The sequence below is a fragment of the Psychrobacter sp. CAM01 genome, assembly GCF_032842965.1.
Taxonomy (GTDB): domain Bacteria; phylum Pseudomonadota; class Gammaproteobacteria; order Pseudomonadales; family Moraxellaceae; genus Psychrobacter; species Psychrobacter celer.
On the sequence record NZ_JAWJBL010000011.1, the window covers coordinates 1 to 20134 of the forward strand.

19 protein-coding genes and 1 pseudogene are annotated in these 20134 nt (G+C 48.9%); 12 read left to right on the forward strand and 8 right to left on the reverse strand.

All coding sequences use genetic code 11. The features are described 5' to 3' along the window. Positions 1-124: pseudogene (locus R0I52_RS07910) on the forward strand (IS5/IS1182 family transposase); the annotation flags it as partial. A 4-nt stretch (positions 125-128) separates the two neighbouring features. Here the strand turns inward: R0I52_RS07910 and R0I52_RS07915 are convergent. From R0I52_RS07915 to R0I52_RS07925, 3 genes are read right to left on the reverse strand one after another with little or no spacing between them, the layout of a single operon-like run. Next, on the reverse strand, positions 129-395 hold the full coding sequence (locus R0I52_RS07915) for a PIN domain-containing protein (protein ID WP_317053885.1): 267 nt from the start codon (positions 393-395) through the stop codon (positions 129-131). Positions 396-429: 34 nt separating this feature from the next. Continuing rightward, positions 430-1248, reverse strand: a complete 819-nt coding sequence (locus R0I52_RS07920; protein WP_317053886.1) for a DUF72 domain-containing protein — start codon at positions 1246-1248, stop codon at positions 430-432. 40 nt (positions 1249-1288) lie between these two features. Further along, complete coding sequence (locus tag R0I52_RS07925) at positions 1289-2350, reverse strand: polyprenyl synthetase family protein (protein ID WP_410524049.1); 1062 nt, start codon at positions 2348-2350, stop codon at positions 1289-1291. Positions 2351-3099: 749 nt separating this feature from the next. On the opposite strand from R0I52_RS07925, the gene fadB reads away from it, so the two are divergent. The 5 genes from fadB (at position 3100) to R0I52_RS07950 (ending at position 8466) form a co-directional block, all read left to right on the forward strand. After that, positions 3100-5259: a fatty acid oxidation complex subunit alpha FadB gene (fadB, locus tag R0I52_RS07930; RefSeq protein ID WP_317053888.1), complete on the forward strand. Its 2160-nt coding sequence runs from the start codon at positions 3100-3102 to the stop codon at positions 5257-5259. 218 nt (positions 5260-5477) lie between these two features. Next, positions 5478-6650 carry an acetyl-CoA C-acyltransferase FadA gene (gene fadA, locus R0I52_RS07935; RefSeq protein ID WP_192993331.1) on the forward strand — a complete coding sequence of 391 codons (1173 nt, stop codon included), beginning with the start codon at positions 5478-5480 and terminating at the stop codon, positions 6648-6650. A 277-nt stretch (positions 6651-6927) separates the two neighbouring features. After that, positions 6928-7503, forward strand: coding sequence for an isochorismatase family protein (locus R0I52_RS07940; RefSeq protein WP_317053889.1), 576 nt, complete (start codon positions 6928-6930; stop codon positions 7501-7503). A gap of 151 nt (positions 7504-7654) precedes the next feature. Then, entirely contained in the window at positions 7655-8308 is a 654-nt protein-coding gene (locus R0I52_RS07945) for an HD domain-containing protein (RefSeq protein ID WP_317053890.1), read from the forward strand. Continuing rightward, the gene (locus R0I52_RS07950; protein WP_317053891.1) at positions 8305-8466 is read left to right on the forward strand and encodes a hypothetical protein; all 162 of its coding nucleotides are present in this window, start codon (positions 8305-8307) and stop codon (positions 8464-8466) included. Before R0I52_RS07945 ends, R0I52_RS07950 begins: the two co-directional genes overlap by 4 nt. 91 nt (positions 8467-8557) lie before the next feature. Here R0I52_RS07950 and asd read toward each other — a convergent pair whose 3' ends face one another. After that, entirely contained in the window at positions 8558-9394 is an 837-nt protein-coding gene (gene asd / locus R0I52_RS07955) for an archaetidylserine decarboxylase (RefSeq protein ID WP_317053892.1), read from the reverse strand. 110 nt (positions 9395-9504) lie between these two features. Here asd and dtd point away from each other — a divergent pair, with 110 nt between their 5' ends. The 3 genes from dtd (at position 9505) to phoR (ending at position 12098) form a co-directional block, all read left to right on the forward strand. Beyond that, positions 9505-9960, forward strand: a complete 456-nt coding sequence (gene dtd / locus R0I52_RS07960) for a D-aminoacyl-tRNA deacylase (protein ID WP_317053893.1) — start codon at positions 9505-9507, stop codon at positions 9958-9960. Between the two features lie 187 nt (positions 9961-10147). Continuing rightward, positions 10148-10852, forward strand: a complete 705-nt coding sequence (gene phoB, locus R0I52_RS07965; RefSeq protein WP_317053894.1) for a phosphate regulon transcriptional regulator PhoB — start codon at positions 10148-10150, stop codon at positions 10850-10852. 166 nt (positions 10853-11018) lie between these two features. Further along, positions 11019-12098, forward strand: coding sequence for a phosphate regulon sensor histidine kinase PhoR (gene phoR / locus R0I52_RS07970; protein ID WP_317053895.1), 1080 nt, complete (start codon positions 11019-11021; stop codon positions 12096-12098). Between the two features lie 104 nt (positions 12099-12202). On the opposite strand, the gene R0I52_RS07975 is transcribed toward phoR, so the two are convergent. Beyond that, the gene (locus R0I52_RS07975) at positions 12203-12823 is read right to left on the reverse strand and encodes a M23 family metallopeptidase (RefSeq protein WP_317053896.1); all 621 of its coding nucleotides are present in this window, start codon (positions 12821-12823) and stop codon (positions 12203-12205) included. 201 nt (positions 12824-13024) lie between these two features. Between R0I52_RS07975 and R0I52_RS07980 the strand changes: the two genes are divergently transcribed. Continuing rightward, on the forward strand, positions 13025-13732 hold the full coding sequence (locus R0I52_RS07980; RefSeq protein WP_317053897.1) for a putative quorum-sensing-regulated virulence factor: 708 nt from the start codon (positions 13025-13027) through the stop codon (positions 13730-13732). Between the two features lie 55 nt (positions 13733-13787). Here R0I52_RS07980 and R0I52_RS07985 read toward each other — a convergent pair whose 3' ends face one another. After that, positions 13788-14699 carry an alpha/beta fold hydrolase gene (locus R0I52_RS07985; RefSeq protein WP_317053898.1) on the reverse strand — a complete coding sequence of 304 codons (912 nt, stop codon included), beginning with the start codon at positions 14697-14699 and terminating at the stop codon, positions 13788-13790. Between the two features lie 316 nt (positions 14700-15015). On the opposite strand from R0I52_RS07985, the gene R0I52_RS07990 reads away from it, so the two are divergent. Next, the gene (locus tag R0I52_RS07990) at positions 15016-15699 is read left to right on the forward strand and encodes a TIGR00730 family Rossman fold protein (RefSeq protein ID WP_100749016.1); all 684 of its coding nucleotides are present in this window, start codon (positions 15016-15018) and stop codon (positions 15697-15699) included. A 195-nt stretch (positions 15700-15894) separates the two neighbouring features. Here the strand turns inward: R0I52_RS07990 and R0I52_RS07995 are convergent, their stop codons facing one another. Next, complete coding sequence (locus R0I52_RS07995) at positions 15895-17418, reverse strand: FAD-dependent oxidoreductase (RefSeq protein WP_410524050.1); 1524 nt, start codon at positions 17416-17418, stop codon at positions 15895-15897. An 841-nt stretch (positions 17419-18259) separates the two neighbouring features. Continuing rightward, positions 18260-19348 (reverse strand): GNAT family N-acetyltransferase, encoded by a 1089-nt coding sequence (locus tag R0I52_RS08000; protein ID WP_317053900.1) that lies wholly within the window; start codon positions 19346-19348, stop codon positions 18260-18262. A gap of 430 nt (positions 19349-19778) precedes the next feature. On the opposite strand from R0I52_RS08000, the gene R0I52_RS08005 reads away from it, so the two are divergent. Next, positions 19779-20057, forward strand: a complete 279-nt coding sequence (locus R0I52_RS08005; protein WP_075102544.1) for a type B 50S ribosomal protein L31 — start codon at positions 19779-19781, stop codon at positions 20055-20057. The last annotated feature ends 77 nt before the right edge of the window (positions 20058-20134 follow it).

The window sequence follows — 20134 nt, forward strand, 5'->3', positions numbered from 1 at the left end:
AGTAGAAAATGCTTTCGCTAAGCTAAAACAGTATAGGGCGGTTGCCACCAGATTTGATAAACTCAAGCAGAGTTATGAGAATACGGTCGCGCTCGCTTGTGCTTATATCTGGCTCAAATTATGAATGTTCAACACGCCCTACTATCATCAAAAAATAGATGGTCTTCAGCATCGTTAAGAGCTTTCTCCAAAGATGCACGAGAACTTTTAACTTTCTTTTCTAAGTGACTTTTAATTTCACCTTTTATGACATCAGGCAAAAGGTAATCTATATCACTATCTTTAAACTGTTTTAATTTCCCTAGTAGACCTTTTTCCAATCTCAAACCATATCTATCAAAAATAGACGTATCTACTAGGATTGCATCGTACTCCTTATCTTCATCAGAACTCATTTTTTGACCTCAAATTTGTTTAATATATTCAATGTTAAAGAACCTCAAACCCAAGCTTACCCAATGCCTCACGCAACATCGCAATATTATAATACGCATGCGCATTGACGGTGTTTTGAAAAAAGATATAGAGCGTGTCAAAGTGCTGACGCTGATTGGCAATCGCTTGCGCCCAGTCCTGCATCTCCGCCTCAGAGTAGCGATAATCATGACGGTCGCTGGCGCTCATCGCATCCCACCAGTTCAGATTATTGCCATGCATGCGCAGGTAGCCGGTGCGCTCGGTGAATATCAATCGTGACGGTGGCAGCCCGCTGACTTTGGGATAATCGACGCTACCCCAGATCAGACCTTGTTTGATAAAGCTATCGACCACTTGCGGGGTGTGCCAGCCATTATGACGAAACTCAACCGCTAACGGATAGTCTTTAAACCAACTGACCAGATTGGCCAGATACAGCCGATGCTCGCGAGTACGATCAAAGCCGTGCGGGAATTGCAGCAGTAATGGCGCGAGCGCATCGGCTTCGATGAGTGGGGATAGGGCGTTTAAAAACGCTTGTGCGTGCTCGCTTGTGCCTTTACGTGCATGGGTAAAGTCTTGATGCAGCTTTACCGCAAACTTCAATTTACTGTCGGCTTGTACGTAGGCTTTATCGATCATCCCAGCAAAGGCTTTTTGGCCGATAGGTGCGTAAAAGGTGCTATTGATCTCGACCGCGCCGTATTGACGAGCATATTCGCGCAAAAAGTCTGTCTTTTTGGTGCCGACTGGGTACAGCGTACCAAGCAAGTCGGTATCGCTATAGCCGCCGGTGCCAAGATAGATACGCGGTGTTGGGGTACCATCCATGTTGACCACCTCTTATCGTTTTCAATGTTTATTGCTCGGCTTATTTTTTACGTGACCATAGCCATTCGATGAGTGCCAATAAGGCGTTGGTGTCCTTATTGCCGCTCAACTCACGCAAGATAGCGGCGCGTCCGTCATTAAATAGCGACTGCGCATAGCTGGTCGCCTGCTCAACCCCCATCAGTTTGACATAAGTGGATTTATCCAGTTTTTCATCGCTACCAGCAGGTTTACCAAGGGTGTCGGTGCTGGTGGTGACATCCAAGATATCGTCTTGGACTTGAAAAGCCAGACCAATATGCTGGGCGCATTCTTGTAGCGCCATGCGCGCTTGTGCGGTCGCGCCAGCACAAATCCCGCCCATCAGCATCGCCGCTTCGATGAGCGCGCCGGTTTTATCACGGTGGACGGCCTCTAATTGGCTTTGGGTAATGTCGGGGTTGGCTTCGGCATTGAGATCCAGCGTTTGCCCTGAGACCATACGGCGAGCGCGCGGCGCAAATACCGCGAGCAACTGACTGGCAATCGCGGCATCAAATGGCGCAAAAGTCGGCAGCTCTGCGGTCAGTACCTCAAAGGCGAGGGTCTGGAGCACGTCCCCTGCCAGTAGGGCAGTTGCCTCGGTAAAGACAATATGTGCGGTTGGCTGCCCACGGCGCAGCGCGTCATCGTCCATACAGGGCAAGTCATCATGCACCAATGAATAGGTATGCAATAGCTCGACGGCCAATGCCGCTCGGCGCGCCATATCATAATCGGAGTCGTTTTCTAACAGGCTTTCTAATAGAGGGTTTGCCGTGCGGCCTTGCGTCATGCTCTCAGAGATATCTGGGCTGATAGGCTGCGCCTCATTTTGCCAGCGATTATCATTCACGCTGGCAAAGGCGCTGGCGACCAGTAGCGGACGCACCAGCTTACCTTGCCCCGTCATCACATATTGGCAGGCATCCAGCAGCGGGCTTGGCAGCTTGGCATACGCAAATAATACCTCGATATCTTTGGCGATCTGCGTGCGCACAATCTGATGAAACTGCTTGGTTTTATTATTGATATGGTAATCAGCATTATCATGCGCGCCGTCATTTATACGCAAAAAAGACATAAAGCCAGAAGTAGGAGAGACAGTCATAATCCAACCATTTATAAGAGAGACAAGAAAAATAGCGATAGTGTAGCATGATAGCTGGCCCTGCTTATGAAGCGCGTATCATCCGCGCCGCGTTTTTGGCAGTTTTTTATCAAAAAACACGCTAAAAAACACAAAAGGTAATGCCGTCTGTACTGCAGTACGCTTTGCAACCAGCCCTCGTTACGTATTGCCCGTGTTATTTAGTGATTGAATGTGTTGTGATGAGGCGGCTGTCCACTGAGTATACAACTGGTCACTTAAAGCACGTTAGTCACTAGGTAAAGGCGAGTCTCGACTTAAGAGTGACTTGTGAGTATGGTATTAGCTTGTGACAGTGAGGGGCATAATCCCCTACACTAATTGCCGTGGAAATGGGCTGATAAAGGCAGTCGCCGGCGTGAGTGAGCCGGACTGCCCAAACCGTCATCGCTGCGTCTACATGCGATGGCGCTCCCCAATCAGCACCGACAGCCGTAGTAGATACCTGTAATATATAAACAAAGCGCCAAACGATGTTGTACAAGCGACGTAAAAATAAGTACATTACTATGAGCGCTGGATAATAAAGATATCTTCACTGTGCGCCCGCTAGTGGTTTGTCGTCATGACGATGTTTGTCTTGATGGCGGCGGCGCACAGTGCTATTACCCATTTTACTAACAGTAACTGGCTATTGATTGTAACCCAAAACGTAGCTTTCGTTATATAGCAAGGAGTTTCAAATGGTATACCAAGGAAATCGCATCACGGTGACAATGCTAGAAGATGGCATCGCCAACATGCAATACAACGCCGAAAATGAGAGCGTGAACAAGTTTGATGCCGAGACCAACAAGCAGTTTGGTGAAGCGGTGAGCGCACTAGAAAAAGCCGACGATGTCAAAGGCCTTATCGTCACCTCAAGCAAAGGCGTATTTATCGCGGGCGCTGATATCACAGAGTTTGTTGGCTCATTTAAAAACCCAGAAAACGAGATCAAAGACTGGGTGGTGAGTATCAATGAGACCTTTAACCGTTTTGAAGATTTGCCATTCCCTAAAGTAGCGGCTATCAATGGCGCAGCGCTAGGCGGTGGTTGTGAGATGACCTTGGTGTGTGAATATCGCGTCATGAGCGACAAAGCCATCATCGGGCTGCCAGAGACTCAGTTAGGTATCTTCCCAGGCTTCGGCGGTACAGTGCGTAGTACGCGTGTCATCGGTATCGACAATGCGCTTGAGCTAATCGCTACTGGTAAACCAAAAAAACCACTAGAAGCGCTAAATCTTGGTCTGGTAGATGCGACCGTCCCTGCTGATGATCTGCAAGACGCCGCCATTGACCTAGTGAAAAAATGTATCTCAGGTGAGCTTGACTGGCAAGCCAAGCGTGAAGAGAAGCTAAATCCTGTAAAGCTAAACCAGCTTGAGCAAGCAATGGCGTTTAACAGTGCCAAAGGCATGATCTTCTCTAAAGCCAATCCGAAGCAGTACCCAGCGCCTGCGATCGCGATCGAAGCGATCGAAAAGCATGTCAATCTGCCACGTGACAAAGCGATCGAAGTCGAAGCGGCAGGTTTTGCCAAAGCGGCAAAAACCCCGCAAGCTGAGAGCTTGGTCGGTCTGTTCTTAAACGATCAGTTGGTCAAAAAACTGGCCAAAAAGCACAGCAAAAAAGCACATGAAATCTCTGAAGCGGCCGTACTTGGCGCAGGTATCATGGGCGGCGGTATCGCGTATCAGGCAGCCAGCAAAGGCTTGCTAATCATCATGAAAGATATCAAGTCTGAGCAATTGGATTTGGGGATGGGCGAGGCCAGCAAGCTACTTGGCAAAATGGTTGAGCGCGGTAAGATGACCCCAGCCAAAATGGGCGAAACGCTCAGCCGTATCCGTCCGACTCTGAACTATGGCGATTTTGCTGAGACTGATATCGTTATCGAAGCGGTGGTCGAAAATCCAAACGTCAAACGTGCGGTACTCAAAGAAGTCGAAGGTCTAGTAAAAGACGATGCGATTTTGGCATCTAATACCTCAACGATTTCGATCACGTATCTGGCCGAAGCCCTCGAGCGCCCAGAAAACTTCGTCGGTATGCACTTCTTTAACCCAGTACACCGTATGCCACTCGTTGAAGTTATCCGCGGTGAGAAGTCATCAGAAGAAGCGATTGCGACTACTGTGGCATTGGCCTCCAAGATGGGCAAGGTGCCAGTGGTGGTCAACGACTGCCCAGGTTTCTTGGTAAACCGTGTCCTCTTCCCATACTTTGGTGCGTTTGACTTGCTGCTCAAAGAAGGCGCTGATTTTGTCCATGTCGATAAAGTCATGGAAAAATTCGGCTGGCCGATGGGTCCTGCTTACCTAATCGACGTCGTCGGTCTAGACACGGGTGTACATGGCGCAGAAGTGATGGCAGAAGGATTCCCTGACCGCATGAAGCCTGATTATAAAGGGGCGATCGAGCATCTATATGAAAACGAGCGCTTAGGTCAGAAAAACGGCGTTGGTTTCTATAAGTACGAAACCGACAAGCGCGGTAAGCCAAAGAAAGTCGCTGATGACGCCACTTACGAGCTACTCAAAACCACGACAGATAGCGACAAAAAAGAGTTTGATGATCAAACCATCATCGACCGCACCATGCTGGCTTTCTGTAATGAGACCGTACGCTGCCTAGAAGACAACATCGTTAGCACGCCAAGTGAGGCGGATATGGCGATGATTATGGGCGTTGGTTTCCCGCCGTTCCGCGGTGGCCCTTGCCGTTATATCGACCAAATGGGTCTCGATAACTACTTGGCACTATGCGAAAAATACGCACACCTTGGCAAAGCCTATGAAGCGCCGCAAAAGATTCGCGATATGGCAGCCGCTGGCGAGACTTTTTACGCCACAGCGTAACGAGCATACCGTATTAGGATAAGTGGGGTGCGTTTGCTGACATCGTTATCGGTGATAAAAAAATAGCAGACGCACCGTTTTGGTCGGTTTCATCAGGTCTGGCCTGCCGCGACAGCATTCAGATAGTTATTGTACTGATGTACGGATCGCGTGATAGATGGCTATAGAGCCCGATTAAATCGACAACACTGACAATAAAAATTGAAAAGGAAGATAGTATGACAACTTTAAGTCCAAAAGATGTGGTCATCGTAGATGGCGTACGCTCGGCGATGGGAAGATCTAAAAACGGTATGTTCCGCCATGTTCGTGCTGATAATCTCTCAGCAGAATTGGTGCGTGCTTTGGTAGAGCGCAACGATTTTGACACCAACGATGTCGAAGACATCATCTGGGGCTGTGTCAACCAAACCCTAGAGCAAGGTCTAAACATCGGTCGTAACATCGGCCTGCTGGCTGGTATTCCAAAGACTGCTGGCGGCCAAACGGTCAACCGTTTATGCGGCTCTTCTATGCAGGCACTACACACCGCTGCCGCGCAAATCATGACCGGTCAAGGTGATGTCTTTATCATCGGCGGTGTCGAGCACATGGGTCATGTTGGTATGATGCATGGCGTGGATCTCAACCCAGCAGCCTCTAAGCACTATGCTAAAGCCTCAAACATGATGGGCTTGACCGCTGAAATGCTGGGCCGTATGAACAACATCACCCGCGAAGAGCAAGACGCCTTTGGTCTTGAGTCACATCGCCGTGCGTGGGCTGCGACGACTGAGGGCCGCTTTGACAATGAAATCATCGGCATCGAAGGCCATGATGCAGATGGCCGTCTGCAGCTATGTACCGTCGATGAAGTGATTCGCCCAGATGCGACGATGGAGCAAATGCAAAAACTGCGCCCAGCCTTTGACCCTAAAGGCGGTACAGTGACTGCCGCGACGTCATCTGCACTCTCTGACGGTGCGTCAGCGATGCTGGTCATGAGCGCGCAAAAAGCCAAAGACTTAGGCCTAAAGCCTCGCGCTCGTATTCGTAGCATGGCTGTCGCTGGCTGTGATGCCGCTATCATGGGTTATGGTCCGGTACCTGCGACCAACAAAGCCTTAAAGCGCGCTGGCATGAGCATCGATGACATGCAGACCATCGAGCTAAACGAAGCCTTTGCCGCCCAAGGTTTATCTGTACTCAAGGCATTGAACCTGACGGACAAGCAAGACATCGTCAACATCAATGGTGGCGCGATTGCTCTGGGTCATCCACTAGGTTGTTCTGGTGCTCGTATCACGGTCACCTTGCTAAACGCTATGGAGCAGTCTGACACCGAGCTTGGTCTTGCAACCATGTGTATCGGCCTTGGCCAAGGTATCGCGACTGTGATTGAGCGTGTATAAGCCTTTTAACAAGCAATATTAGTCTGGTTTATTTAACAAAAACTCCAATCTCTATGATTGGAGTTTTTTATGACTGTATGCTAAAAATTGTATGACAAACACGTGTTCATAACGTGTGCATAAGTTGTTAATAAAAATTATCTCCATTGACGCCTCTACAAATCTATGACTAAATAACAGTGAAGCGAACAAGCGCATTAAATGAATAAAACCTATAAGTCAGCACTATAATATAGCTATCATTGTTTATCATTGTCAGTCGTACAAGGAGTGTACTATGTCTACCATGATTACCGACCGCACGTATCGTATCGCCCGCGAAAACACCCAAGCGATGCTGATCGATGTCCAAGAGCGCCTTACCCCGCATATCTATGATCACGAAAATATCGTCAAAAAAACCGTGACACTGATTAAGGGATTGCAGGCACTTGATATCCCTATCATGCTCAACGAGCAGTATAAAAAAGGCCTTGGCGATACCCTGCCTGAGATTCGTGAGGTGCTTGCAGATCACAATACCAAAAGCTTTGAAAAAGTGACCTTTAGCGCGTGTGATAACGATGAGTCATGGCACCATTTGGCGCAGCAAAACCGCAGTATTGTGTTGCTGTTTGGGGCAGAGGCGCATGTATGTGTCATGCAAACGGCGCTTGATTTATTAGACAACGGTATGCAGCCGGTCATCATCGGGGACGCTGTTGGTTCGAGATTTCCGTATGACAAAAAACAAGCCATTCGCCGTATTCGCCGCGCAGGTGGAGTGATTAGCACGGTTGAGTCTATCTTGTTTGAGTTGTGCCGCAGTAGTCAAGACCCGGCGTTTAAAACCATCAGCAAATTGATCAAATAACCTTTTGTTCAAATTGCTTTGTTTGTGCTGTCGCAAGTGTGTGAGTCAGATAGAAAAATAGCGCTTGAGGCTATCAGCGCTATTTTTACGTTTAGGGTCTGGTTTTGTACTAAAATGAGCGCTACATTTACTGATTGCTTAAGAGAGAGACATGCCATCCAACCATTCAATTCACCCGACACCTTCAAATGACAACCCCTTAACGGACACGGCGCCTTTTGATAATATCAATATGGATGATGTGACGCATTTTTTATTAGAGTTAGATGCGCTAAAGCGTGTCAATCGGCGCAGCTATGTCACCCAGACCACTCGCCGCGAAAACTCAGCTGAGCACTCTTGGCATTTGGCGATGGCGTGTTGGTCGATTGCTGACTTGTTTGCGCTAGACGTCAATCACGAGCAGCTGCTCAAGATGGCGCTGGTTCATGATTTGGGTGAGATTGATGCTGGTGATACTTTTTTATACGACAATACGCGTCATACGGCGCATATCGAGGAGCGTCAGGGCATGGCGCGCTTGCAAGCGGAGCGTGGTAACGGCATTGCTAACTTAGCAGCGGTCTGGGAAGCGCAGGAGACAGGTGACAGCAAAGAAGCGCAGCTGCTACGGGTGGTGGATCGCTTATTGCCGTTTTTGCTCAACCTCAATACCAACGGACAGACGTGGATTGAGCTGGGGGTGACGCGCTCGCAGGTGGCTGGCGCGCATGCTTTTATCAAAGACAGCTTTCCGCCTATCCATGATTGGCTGTCACAGCGTATCGATTATGCGACCAAGCAAGGCTGGCTAATCGATGCATGACCAATAAAATCGCTAGCTTGGTACGGCTAACGCTGGCCGCGGCACCTATCGGCAGCGGCGCAAAACTGGCACAGGATGCCAAAAAACAAATAGGCGTGCTGCGACCCTTCGATGCTGCCCAAAATCATCCCAGTAGCACTGTGCTTATTTTAGAGTAATCAACTATGGCCATATAAATAGCCATTAAAAAACCCAGCCAAGCGTGATTATCCGCGCTTGACTGGGTTTTGTCTTAAAAAAACAGACAGATTATCTAGCGTTAACCATGCCCAGTAACTGTCCCATTTTTACCACACTATTGGCTTGCAGGCTGTCTTGCCAGTCGGCTTTGGCGCCTTTTGGCAACACTACTATTGCTGTTGAACCTAAATAAAAACGTCCAAGTTCATCGCCTTTTTCAAGCTCCATGTCGTGTTCGGCTTCTTGAATATCGTCGGTACGGCTGATTTTGCCAGTGGCGACTGTCTCGATACCAGCGACGATCATCGCGCCGACCATCACGACCGCAGCTTTGCCGTAGGCGGTATCAAACAGACACACCAAACGCTCATTTCGCGCAAACAAATCAGGTATGTTGGCAGCCGTGGTGTTGTTGACAGAAAACAGCGTGCCTGGCACATAGCGGGTTTTGATCAAGGTACCAGTAAACGGCATATGAACGCGGTGATAATTGCTGGGTGCCAGATAGACTGTGGCAAAACTGCCATCGGCAAAATAATGCCCGTCTTCGCTATCGGCCAGCAGTTGGCCGATATCATAGTAGCGCCCTTTGGCTTGCAAAAGCTTATGATCGTCAATCTGACCGAGCTGCGAGATGACGCCGTCAGCTGGGCTGACAATCCCCTGCGGCGTGGCGTCGATAGGGCGCGCGTCTGCTTTTAACTCGCGAGTAAAAAAGTCATTAAAGCTCTCATAAGCACCTAAGTTTTGGCGCTCATACTCATCCAAGCTGATATGATAGGCTTTTGCAAAGCTACGAATAAAGGTGCGCTTGACATAGGGGTGGCGACTGGCAGCCAAACGGCCAGCGACTTTACTGAGCTTTTGTTGCGGGACAAGCTGCTGCAAGGTGGTGAATACATTCATAATATGGCGACCAAAATAAAGGTGAGAGAGTAATAAATAGGCAAATAAATGATGATATTTTATCATGGACGGCCTAAGTTTGTATGAGCATAATTGGTAAGGGAGCATAAATGAAAGCATTGATACAGCGGGTACATAGTGCGAGCGTCAGCGTCGATGGGGATTGTGTCGGGCGTATCGAGCGTGGCGTACTGGCATATATCGGCTTGGGGCCTGAAGACGACCTACAAACGGCCAAGCGGATGATTGATAAAATTCTTGGCTATCGTATTTTTGAAAACGACGATGACCCTGCCAAATATGGCAAACTGGACAAAAATGTCCAGCAAGCCGGTGGTGGGCTGCTGCTAGTATCACAGTTCACCCTGATGGCGAAGACGGACAAAGGCCGGCGTCCTGATTTTGGCGGTGCCATGCCACCAGAGGCGGCGCGCGTGCTGTTTGCTCAGCTAGTCGACTATGCCAACAGTCAGCACCCTCAGGTAGCGACGGGTCAGTTTGGCGCAAACATGCAGGTTATGAGTATCAATGATGGGCCACTGAATTTTATATTAGACGTGAGCTAAAGCGTCAAATGTGAAGCATAACGGTGAGTACCGTCTGTTTGAGGGAAGTGGCTTGGCTTATAGCAGCCGCTTAAATGACAAATGTCATCAAACTGTCACAATTACCGCGTTTAATAGGCAAGCAGTGGCGAGCGATTATCGCCCTTTTTTATACGTCTGTTTTGTCCCTTATCACTGAGAATACCCTATGTATAATGAGCAAATTTTGATTGTTGAAGACGAACCTGCCATCCGCGAGATGGTCGTCATGACGCTAGAGATGGCCGGTTTTGATAGCTTGCAGGCAACGGACGTATCAGAGGCGCACCAACAAGTGGTCGACCATCGGCCAGCGCTGATTTTGCTAGATTGGATGCTGCCTGGGGACAAAAGCGGCATTGATTTTTGTCGTATACTCAAAAGTGATGAGCTACTCGCTGAGATACCCGTCATCATGCTGACAGCCAAAAGCGAAGAGGACAGCAAGGTGCACGGTCTGGATGCGGGCGCAGATGATTATATGACCAAGCCTTTTTCGACGCGCGAGCTGATCTCAAGGATCAAAGCCGTATTGCGCCGCAGCAATGCTTTGAGCGCCGACAAGACCATTGAGATAGGTAAGTTAAGCCTCGACCCCAAAAGTCAGCGAGTTATGGCGTCTGGGCAAATTATCGATGTCGGACCGACCGAATATCGATTGTTGGCGTTTTTTATGAGCCATCCTGAGCGTGCCTATACGCGCACCCAGCTGCTTGATCAAGTGTGGGGCGGCAATGTCTATATCGAAGACAGAACCATCGATGTGCATATCAAACGCCTACGCAAACTGCTGCGCCCTCATGACTGCGATAAGCTGATACAAACGGTGCGCGGTACTGGTTATCGCTTCTCAAGCTTTGTTGAGGCCAAATGATCGCGCTCATACTGCCAAAATAGCCGCCGCCATTCTGTTGCAGTCCAGCTATAACCATCATAATTATCAGTAAGTGTCACTTAGCAGATAAGGATAATCCTCATTATGATAACGAGAGAACAAGTAGGGCAAAAAAATAGGTCACGAAAAATGGATGAGTAACATAATGTCAAAGCAATGTACCGAACAAGATATCTCAGAGCCGATAGCGCTACAAAACACCACCGATCAATTAAAAAAAATAAGAAGTGCGCTGCGGGCGCTGCGCGATGCGGTGATTTTACTCAATGATAATGATGGTCTGGAGTGGTGGAATCAGGCCGCTGAAGATTTACTATTATTGCAGGCCGCAGATAAAGGCCGATGTATTTTTGACTTTATTGGCGCATCTGAGTTTCGTCAGTACTATCAAGCGCCGACGCTGGCTGACGAAGGTGTACATATAAAGTCATGGCGCGCGCCTGAGCGCTATTTAAAGTGTGAGCTGACCCCATTTGCCGACGAAAAGCTATTGATCATCTACGATGTGACGCGTCTGCATCATCTAGAGGAGATGCGCCGCGATTTTGTGGCCAACGTCTCGCATGAGCTGCGTACGCCGCTGACCGTGATGATGGGGTATTTAGAAAACTTTTCGGATCAGCCAGACATGCCGCCGCACTGGAAGCGCGGTTTTGAGCTGATGACCCAGCAGACAGCGCGCATGAATAGAATCGTCAATGATTTATTGCTGCTATCGCGTATCGAGATCGAAGAGACTCAGGAGCTGCATTATATCGATATGACCAAGCTGCTGACCCATATCTATGATGATGCACAGGCCTACAATCAAGAGTACGGTCATAGCATCCATCTACAGATAGACACCTATGATGGACTGTACGGCTCAGAGATGTATCTAACCAGCGCCTTATCCAATCTGGTGATCAATGCGATTAAATACACGCCAAAAGGTGGCGATATCACCGTCAGCTGGACCAAAACAGCAGAGGGTTGCCGTTTCGCTGTCGAGGACAATGGCATCGGTATTGCGCCGCAGCACATCGCCCGCCTGACAGAGCGTTTTTATCGTATCGACAAGGGTCGTAGCCGTGCCACAGGCGGCACAGGCTTAGGGCTGGCTATCGTCAAACATGTCTTATACCAGCATGAAGCCAACCTGCAAATCGAGTCGGTAGAAGGCGGCGGCTCGACATTTAGTGCGGTGTTTCCGCCAAATTACGTGCGCTCTGCTGCCATTAGCTGAGGTTTGATGGCTGTTAATATTTTAGGGCTATTAATATAATATTTGATGGCTATTAGCCAATGTCAGATGGATGCGCAAGCAATCGTTGAGCTTATCATGACAGGCTACCGAGCAGGCTCGGATTTTTGTAAAAGCGGGTAGGGATTGACCGCATTGCCTTGGATATAAACCCCATAATGCACGTGCGGCGGTGTGCCCTTGGCGTTGCCGCTGTCGCCGACATAGCCGATGACATCACCCGCATCGACCCAGTCATTGGGGGCGATATCGGCATAATCCTCTAAGTGTGCATAGTAGTGCCCAGCGCCACCAGGACCGACGATGACCACCACACGCCCGCCTAGGGTGTTTTCGCCGACCTTACTGACGATGCCTGCTGTCGTCGCTTGTATCGGTGTGCCCCGCGCGGCAAATATATCGATCCCTTCGTGTGTGCGGCCTTGACTGCGCGCGGCGCCCCACGTATCGCTTAGGTTTTGCTGAGGCAGTGGCGAGGGCAGGCTGTTTTCTGTTGGCAAATCTTGCTGCAATAAGCTGAGCTGTTGCCATTTGGCGACGACAAAGGATTGGGTTTGTTGGCTGATGCTGGGCCATAATCTGTCTAATACAAACAATAACATCAACAATACTGCTGCTTTGATCAGCAGCTTGAGCAGGCGGCGAAAAAACCTAGGCCGCGGTGGTTGGTTGGGCCTTGGTGGTGGCTTGTTGCCATCGGCGATCATAGCGATCCTTTGTCAGTATGGTCATAGATATTATAAGAGACCTGCGCTAGCAGGTTTGTATCGCAATGTTATATCTGCTTGTTATCTTTGGATTTTAGCCCCATAAACAACAAGGCAGTCTATGGGGTATCGTGCGTTTTTTGCGCTGGATAAAACAGACTGTTATCGATTATGGATACCCAACGTGCTACAGCGAGCTTTATGACTGATTGCCTTAATATGCCAAGTCTGACTGATACTGCTTTGGTTATCGATACCGAAACCGATCAAGGCCGTGACCCAAGACCGATTCAGGTTGCTACCATCAACGTAGCGACGGGGTTTGAGTGGATGAAGTACTTTAATAGTGGCCGCGCCATCTCACCGGTGGTCATCAAAGTACATGGTATCACCGACGATGATGTGGCGGGCCTTGAGCGTTTTGATCTACAAGCGTTTGATTTGCCCACCTACCTTATCGGCCATAATGTGCGCTTTGATTGGCGCGTGATAGGCCGTCCGACTACCAAGCTGATCTGTACGGTGCGGCTCGCCCGTGTGGCCTTTCCAGAATGGCGCTACTACGGTCAGTCTAAATGTATCGAGCAGCTGCTGGGCAAGTCTGCAGCGAGTGAGCTGACCTGCGCCGCCCATGACGCGCTGGGTGACGCCCGTATGTGTTACTTGCTGTATCAAGCCTGCTGCACGCGTCTACAAATCGCGCCGACAGACTTTGCTGCGGCTCATGCCATCGCCAATCGAGCCAATCCTGCCAGTAGGATGCCATTTGGCAAATATAAAGGCCGACTTATCACCGAAGTGCCCATTGGCTATATCAAGTGGATGCTAGGTAATATCCATAATTTGCAGCCGTCGCTGTACTCTGCTCTACGCCAACGCGTCAAAGCAGAAGACGTGCAAAAAGATTGACGCATGTCTTAAAAAAACATGTCTTAAAAAGCCATGTCTTAAGATAAGAGATGCCCTAACACTGCTGCTCCAACCAGTCCACCGCCATTTGCCATAGTGCTGGGGCTTTTGCCTGGGTGCGGCGACTAAAGTAGCGCATATGACCGATATGACTTAAACCAAAATCTTGCGGGGTATAAAAACGCTTTTTGACAGGCATCTTGGTAAACACACGTATCATGTCGTCTATATTGTCGCTGTTGGCGATATCATCGTCGCTAAACCCTAGCCACAAAGCAGGCATGCTAAGCTCATCGTAAAAATGAGTATTTACGCTGTGACCAAAGGCGGTTTTGATATAGCCTGCGCCATTGCACCACTTGCGCCACTGCCGAGCAACGCCGCGCGGTAATGGCTCGCCCATACCGATTTTATCCGCTGGTGTATAGCCTAATACCAAGTTACTAAGCGGAATAAAAGCATCCATAAAACCCATGGCCTTGAGCTTATAGGGCATGTCCATGTTTTTGATTTGCCCTGACGAGCAGGCGACATTGAATACAGACTGTACGGTCTGATAGTTTGGCATCAAGCCAATCAGCTGACCGCCGGCACTGTGGCCGATGATGTGATATGTGGTATCGGCAAACTCATCTTGCAGGGCATCGAGCACGGCTGGCAGGTCATGACGCCCCCAGCTGATCAACGAGGCGTCACATTTGGGCAGCTCGGTGCTTAACGACTCGCCGATACCTTCGTTGTCAAAGGTCACTACACCAAAACCGCAGGTAGCCAAGTAAGTGGCAAAGTGGTGATAAAACTGACGTTTAATACCAGTGGCAGGCGCTATCATGACCGCCGCTTTTATCGTATCTTGCGGGCGATATACTGTCGCGGCTAGCGGCTGATTGCGTTCAGTCATGATACTCAGGGCATCGGTTTTTATGACATGGCTGTCTGTTGGCAGGGAGTTTTGCGGTTCTTCCATGAGTTGGCCTTAGGGTCTGATCTATAGGGTGGGGGCTGGCGTTTTGTGGTTGTGGCGGCTACAAGGTTTGGGAAGCTCGGCTGGCTTTAACGGCGTGATGTCAGTCCGTTATGAGACTTTGATGCGCGGCTTTGATGATATCAAGCTCATGTAACAGCACCGCTTATGTTAAGATAAATGAGGGTAGGTGAGGCGGGCAATGATGACTTGTAAGTTCTATACGCTATGACTGGAGCGGCGCTTTGTCACTTTTTTATCGTCATCAGTCAACTGAGCACTCACCTAAAAACAATAATATAAAAATTAAGGAAGCACTATGCAAATGAAAATCAATAACGACACTTATGAAGTAATCACCAGTCAAGATATCACCAATATCGAAAAAGCCGTCGATAAATCCTCACTGACCATGCCGCTGGTTGCGGTGTATTGCGGCTCGCGCCTAGGTAATCATGAGGTGTATGAGCAAGCCGCTCGCGAGCTGGGTCTTGCGCTGGCAAAAAATGGCATGGGTCTGGTCTATGGCGGTGCTAGCATCGGGCTGATGGGGGCGGTGGCAGATGAGGTCGTCAACGGCGGCGCTCAAGCGGTCGGTGTGATTCCAACCTTTATGCTCAAACACGAAATCGCTCACAATCAGTTGACGCGCCTACATTTGACCGACACCATGCACACGCGAAAAACCGTCATGGCAGAGTATGCCGATGCTTTTATCACCTTACCAGGTGGGCTTGGTACGCTCGAGGAGATTATGGAGATTGCCACGTGGCGTCAGCTTTATCAGCACGAAAAACCCATGATTATTCTGAATATCAATGGGTTTTATGACCGAATGATAGAGCACTTGGCCTATACCGCTGAGCAAGGATTTATGAAGCAAGAAGATTTGGCGCGTCTGGTGGTGTGTAATACCATCGGTGAAGCGATTGAGATGCTAAAGACTGTGGTCACCATCGACGATGCTGTCGATACCGAAAAAATGGCGGGCAGCGAAAGCTAAAATGTGCAAAGTCTCACAGACTGCCAAACTCAGAGATTAAAGCTCTCAGAGAGCAAGACGCTCAGAGGCCAAAAAGCGCAGACCATCTAATAGCGGTGGTCTGCGCTTTTTCTTATTGAATTATTGAGTAGGGGTTTTGCCTCGTCTGCGCTGTGAGCGGGATAGAAGCAAAAATAAGCCAAGATAAGCGATGCCTCATGAGCTAGACAGTATGGCCTCACGGATACCATGGTTTACTCCCGCCATGGCCACTGGAAAACCGCGCTGCTCAGCCAGCTCGCGAGCCACACTATCGATGGTCAAGTTATCGTTGTGCGTCAGATATGGCCATTTATGAGCATAGCGGTGACGGTTTGCGGGCGTATCTGTTGTCACCAAACCCAGCTCAGCCAGCTCATTGACGATTTGATCCGCTGCAATCAGGGTCGAGGAGGCTTTGACGTTTTCTGCACGGGCATAGCGAATATCGGCGTACAAGCTGACGTCAGCGACGCGCAAAGTATCGTCTTCTCCAGGAATTTGCTGCCCACCATACAGGGCATTGCCAACGCTACGAGCACTATGAAAGGTGGGTACAAACTGCGCCACATACTCGATGGCTTGTTGGCTACGCGCTTGTAGCGGCGCTTTGTCCCAGCCATCCTCGATGTAGTGTACGTACTGCTGCGGTAGCTTGGGCTGGGCGCTGTCAGTATTCGACGCCACCAACCCATCATCAAACAAAGTAATGGCATGACTCATGCCATGAATCTGAAAATAACCATCAGGATAAGGCGTCAGCTGCGCCATCCCCTCAGGGGTGCCGCGATTGCCATAGACGATGATCTCGGGTATCTGACCGCCAGCTTCGCCCCAGTGGGTGATATAGGAGGACTTAAATTCGACCATACGGGTGACGGCGACACCGACCATATCATCGATGATGCCCGTACGAAATCCGCACGCATTGATCAGGTAGTCGACCTCGATAGCGTCTTCTTGCACCGCCTCTGTCGAGCTGCTTGCTGATTGGTAGTCGATGCGCCATTTGGTCACATGGTGATCGGCGTTTGTACAGTTTTCACAATCGACAGGCATGACCTGTGTCACCGTCGTATCGGTAAACACATGAGCGTGCTCATACTCTGCCAATGCCAGCTGTGCTGACGCGGCGAGGCGAAAGATATTCCAGCCGTACTCTTGGACGACGATAAGCGGGAACTTGACTTTGTTTAAATCCAGATACTTGGCAACTGGTATCATCCACTCATCGACGGTGCGAGGAATGGCGACTTGCTCACGCTCGGCCAGCGCCAGCAACTGCTCATGGCTGTAGAGCTGATAGTAGTCCTCAGGCTCGCCCAAGACTTTATTGTTTGGGTCCTGCGCGATCAGCTCGCGATAGGCGTCTGTCAAAATATCAAGGCGTGGTAACAAATCCTCAGGCAAGCCCTCATCGCGTGTCGGGACGGCAAACACGGTGGGGCGCACATCGATGGTATAAGGGTATAAGCGCAAAATATCGATACACTGCTTGAGTAAGGCGACGCAGTCTTCGTCAGGGATTTCGCGATACAAGTTGCCGCCGGCATGCAAGTGGCACATTGGTGGGCCGTCGATGAGAGATTGTTTTTTTTCAAACACATACGTCTCAAGCCCCAATGCAGCCAGGCGAATGGCAATCGTCGCGCCTGCCGTGCCGCCGCCTAAGATACCCACACGCTTTGCCGGTCGCGGCATGTCCACCGTCTTCGCCGATGCTGCATCAGTGGCTGTATTGGCTGGTATGCCGCTATGGCTAGAATTGGTGTTGTGATAAACGGATTGCGTCATTGTCGTTGTCATATCCTTGATAGCCTGAGCCGCGCTTAGGCTTCACTTATTGATTATAGGGTCGGTCGCTTTTGATATGCGTGCGCCTATCGCTAACTTCAACATCTTATCGTCATTGTTAGGGTGTGTCCTCATTTTAAAAATGGTGATCAAAATGAGATAAATCGCCGTCAAACAAGGAAAATAGCGCAGATAATATTGAGGTATTAGTCAGCTATTTGACACCGTTTGGCCAGATTTAGCCATTTTTAGCCCATTTAGATGGCTATCGATTGAATTGAGGACGCGCCCTACTCAATGCTAATCATTTATATAAAGCTGTTGTAATATAGGGGGCATTTTACGAAAGTTGAGGCGAGCATAAGATGACAAATACGTAAGTACATGCATGAGTTTTGTCAGTAGCGCCGATAGCATGACAACCCATATTGTGTATCAAGCGATGAAAAGGTAGGCAGTCTGGTAATCTTAGAATAAACATTGGCTAAAAACGATCAGGGGTGACAGCTGCCACCGTGTTTTTAGCCTGCGCTATATAATCAACAAACCTTAAACCAGAGATAGCGCTACTGGTATTCATTTTTTTATTTGACAGCAATGTGTCTTATCTTTATCCACATTTTTAAAATAAAGATACGCCCTAGTCAAGAACAGCCATGGTTTTGGCTGCTTTTCGTATTGGCTTATGACGGTTAGAGGGATGGTGGTTAAGATGATGGTCGTATAAAAGACGAATGTGAAGGGCGCTCTATATATCTGCGAGCGCTTCAGCTGGTGCGGTTTTTGCCGCAGGCACGGTGGTGGTAGGTTTTCTATATAAGGGGAAAAAGTCTGAATGTGACTCGTCTGGGGTCAGCCTACGCTCGGCCACCAGCTTGGCATACTTGTCTGGGTTGATGATGAGCCTATAGGTCTTAAACAGCAACTCTTGTGAGCTAAAGCCTTTTTTGTACTCGTATAAAGAATCCAGCGCCCCGCCCACACCGCCGCCTAGGTGGAGAATGTGATAGTTGTTTTCTCTACCCCAACTGCGGGCGGTATGGGTAATTAGCTTGGAGGGCTGCAGATGAGAGTAGGCACCGCACGTGCCGCCGAGGTGAAACTGCATGATGCCAGACTCTCGGCAGAGGGTATAAATAGCCGATGCAATCGGCGTATCGTCTTGATAGGCGGTGATGAGTAGTATCCGGTCTTGTAGGTTTTCTAGCAGATTAAAAAAGTAATCGTCATCAAAAAAGTAGTATTGATCGGCCTGCACATGCGCCATGGTTTCTTTATAAATGGTAGAAAACACCAGCGCACTGGCTTTGGTCAACCGCTCAATTTTGGTCACGACATTATGCTTGATGGCTTTTTTGATGCCTCGGCGATGACGGTTTTGCGTCTCGCTCCAGTGTGCAGCCTCAGACTGACTCAGATCAGACATCAGCGTAAGGCCATGAGTCAAAGCCTTACCAACCGTCGGTATCCAGTCTTTATTGATAATAGGGTGCAGGCGCATAAATAACGACACGCAGCCTTTAGCAAAAAGCCGCTCTTTTACTGCCTGCAGCATATAGTCTGCCTCCGTATCACTAAGCGACTTGTCCATCAGTGGGCCACCATAGCCGTAACTGGTGGTTGCATCCCAGTATGCCGAGTCTATTTCACGGATGATAATGGGCAAAAAAAGCTGTTTGTTTTTATAGGTGGCCATCAGTCCCATCGGCGTACCTTTATCGACTATCGCCGACGCCGCCACCCAGCCCGATAAATGATATATATCAAAATGACAGTGTTTTATCTTTTTGTCCCACTGTTGATCGATATTAAGAAAATCTATCTGTACGGTATCCATCCTTCTGCTCCTTCAGAGGTTTGTCTTTATATTTATAAATCCGTATATACGAATATACCAACAAACCAAGGGGTAAACAAGAAGAGAAAGGCTTTTATGTAATATATTGAATATAAAAGGCTGAGCATAGGTTTTTAATTTAGCAGGGAGCGGCGTAGAAGCGCCAGCACGGCTCTAGTATGGGTAAAAGATGCCGCGCAAAGTTGGGACATGCTCTTGCATCAAATGCCAAAAACCGTTAAAATCGCGGTTTGATTTTCCCGCTGGGGAAAGGCTAAGTGAACAGAGGCGTGGTGTTGGGTGCTGGAATAAGCCAGTGATGCAGTTGCCACTCTTAGACATGTCCTTAGTGCCTCAGTTACGTATGCCAGCATGTGTTTGATTGCTCATCAAGCCGCCTGATACATACATCGGACATAGAGAGATTATTATGCGTAAAGATATCCATCCTAACTACCAAGAAGTTTTGTTTCACGACACCAACGCTGATGTGTTTTTCTTGACTCGCTCAACGGTCAGCACAAAAGCCACTCGTGAGTACGAAGGTAAAGAATACCCATACTTCCCACTTGATATCTCAAGTGCATCGCACCCATTCTATACAGGTGAGCAGCGTAAAACCTCTACTGAAGGCCGTGTTGCTAGCTTTAACAAACGCTTTGGTGCATTCGGTGGCCGTAGCAAAAAAGCGGCTGACTCTGCTGAGTAATATGCGCTTATCGCGTCATGTTATATGGCGCAGTATAAAAAAACCGCTGATCATTCAGCGGTTTTTTTATGTCAAAT

Bases quoted from the DNA above. Each gene is read 5' to 3' on its own strand.
- R0I52_RS07915 (WP_317053885.1), bottom strand. From the start codon at position 395: ATGAGTTCTGATGAAGATAAGGAGTACGATGCAATCCTAGTAGATACG.
- R0I52_RS07920 (WP_317053886.1), bottom strand. From the start codon at position 1,248: ATGGATGGTACCCCAACACCGCGTATCTATCTTGGCACCGGCGGCTAT.
- R0I52_RS07925 (WP_410524049.1), bottom strand. From the start codon at position 2,350: ATGTCTTTTTTGCGTATAAATGACGGCGCGCATGATAATGCTGATTAC.
- fadB (WP_317053888.1), top strand. From the start codon at position 3,100: ATGGTATACCAAGGAAATCGCATCACGGTGACAATGCTAGAAGATGGC.
- fadA (WP_192993331.1), top strand. From the start codon at position 5,478: ATGACAACTTTAAGTCCAAAAGATGTGGTCATCGTAGATGGCGTACGC.
- R0I52_RS07940 (WP_317053889.1), top strand. From the start codon at position 6,928: ATGTCTACCATGATTACCGACCGCACGTATCGTATCGCCCGCGAAAAC.
- R0I52_RS07945 (WP_317053890.1), top strand. From the start codon at position 7,655: ATGCCATCCAACCATTCAATTCACCCGACACCTTCAAATGACAACCCC.
- R0I52_RS07950 (WP_317053891.1), top strand. From the start codon at position 8,305: ATGACCAATAAAATCGCTAGCTTGGTACGGCTAACGCTGGCCGCGGCA.
- asd (WP_317053892.1), bottom strand. From the start codon at position 9,394: ATGAATGTATTCACCACCTTGCAGCAGCTTGTCCCGCAACAAAAGCTC.
- dtd (WP_317053893.1), top strand. From the start codon at position 9,505: ATGAAAGCATTGATACAGCGGGTACATAGTGCGAGCGTCAGCGTCGAT.
- phoB (WP_317053894.1), top strand. From the start codon at position 10,148: ATGTATAATGAGCAAATTTTGATTGTTGAAGACGAACCTGCCATCCGC.
- phoR (WP_317053895.1), top strand. From the start codon at position 11,019: ATGTCAAAGCAATGTACCGAACAAGATATCTCAGAGCCGATAGCGCTA.
- R0I52_RS07975 (WP_317053896.1), bottom strand. From the start codon at position 12,823: ATGATCGCCGATGGCAACAAGCCACCACCAAGGCCCAACCAACCACCG.
- R0I52_RS07980 (WP_317053897.1), top strand. From the start codon at position 13,025: ATGACTGATTGCCTTAATATGCCAAGTCTGACTGATACTGCTTTGGTT.
- R0I52_RS07985 (WP_317053898.1), bottom strand. From the start codon at position 14,699: ATGGAAGAACCGCAAAACTCCCTGCCAACAGACAGCCATGTCATAAAA.
- R0I52_RS07990 (WP_100749016.1), top strand. From the start codon at position 15,016: ATGCAAATGAAAATCAATAACGACACTTATGAAGTAATCACCAGTCAA.
- R0I52_RS07995 (WP_410524050.1), bottom strand. From the start codon at position 17,418: ATGCCGCGACCGGCAAAGCGTGTGGGTATCTTAGGCGGCGGCACGGCA.
- R0I52_RS08000 (WP_317053900.1), bottom strand. From the start codon at position 19,348: ATGGATACCGTACAGATAGATTTTCTTAATATCGATCAACAGTGGGAC.
- R0I52_RS08005 (WP_075102544.1), top strand. From the start codon at position 19,779: ATGCGTAAAGATATCCATCCTAACTACCAAGAAGTTTTGTTTCACGAC.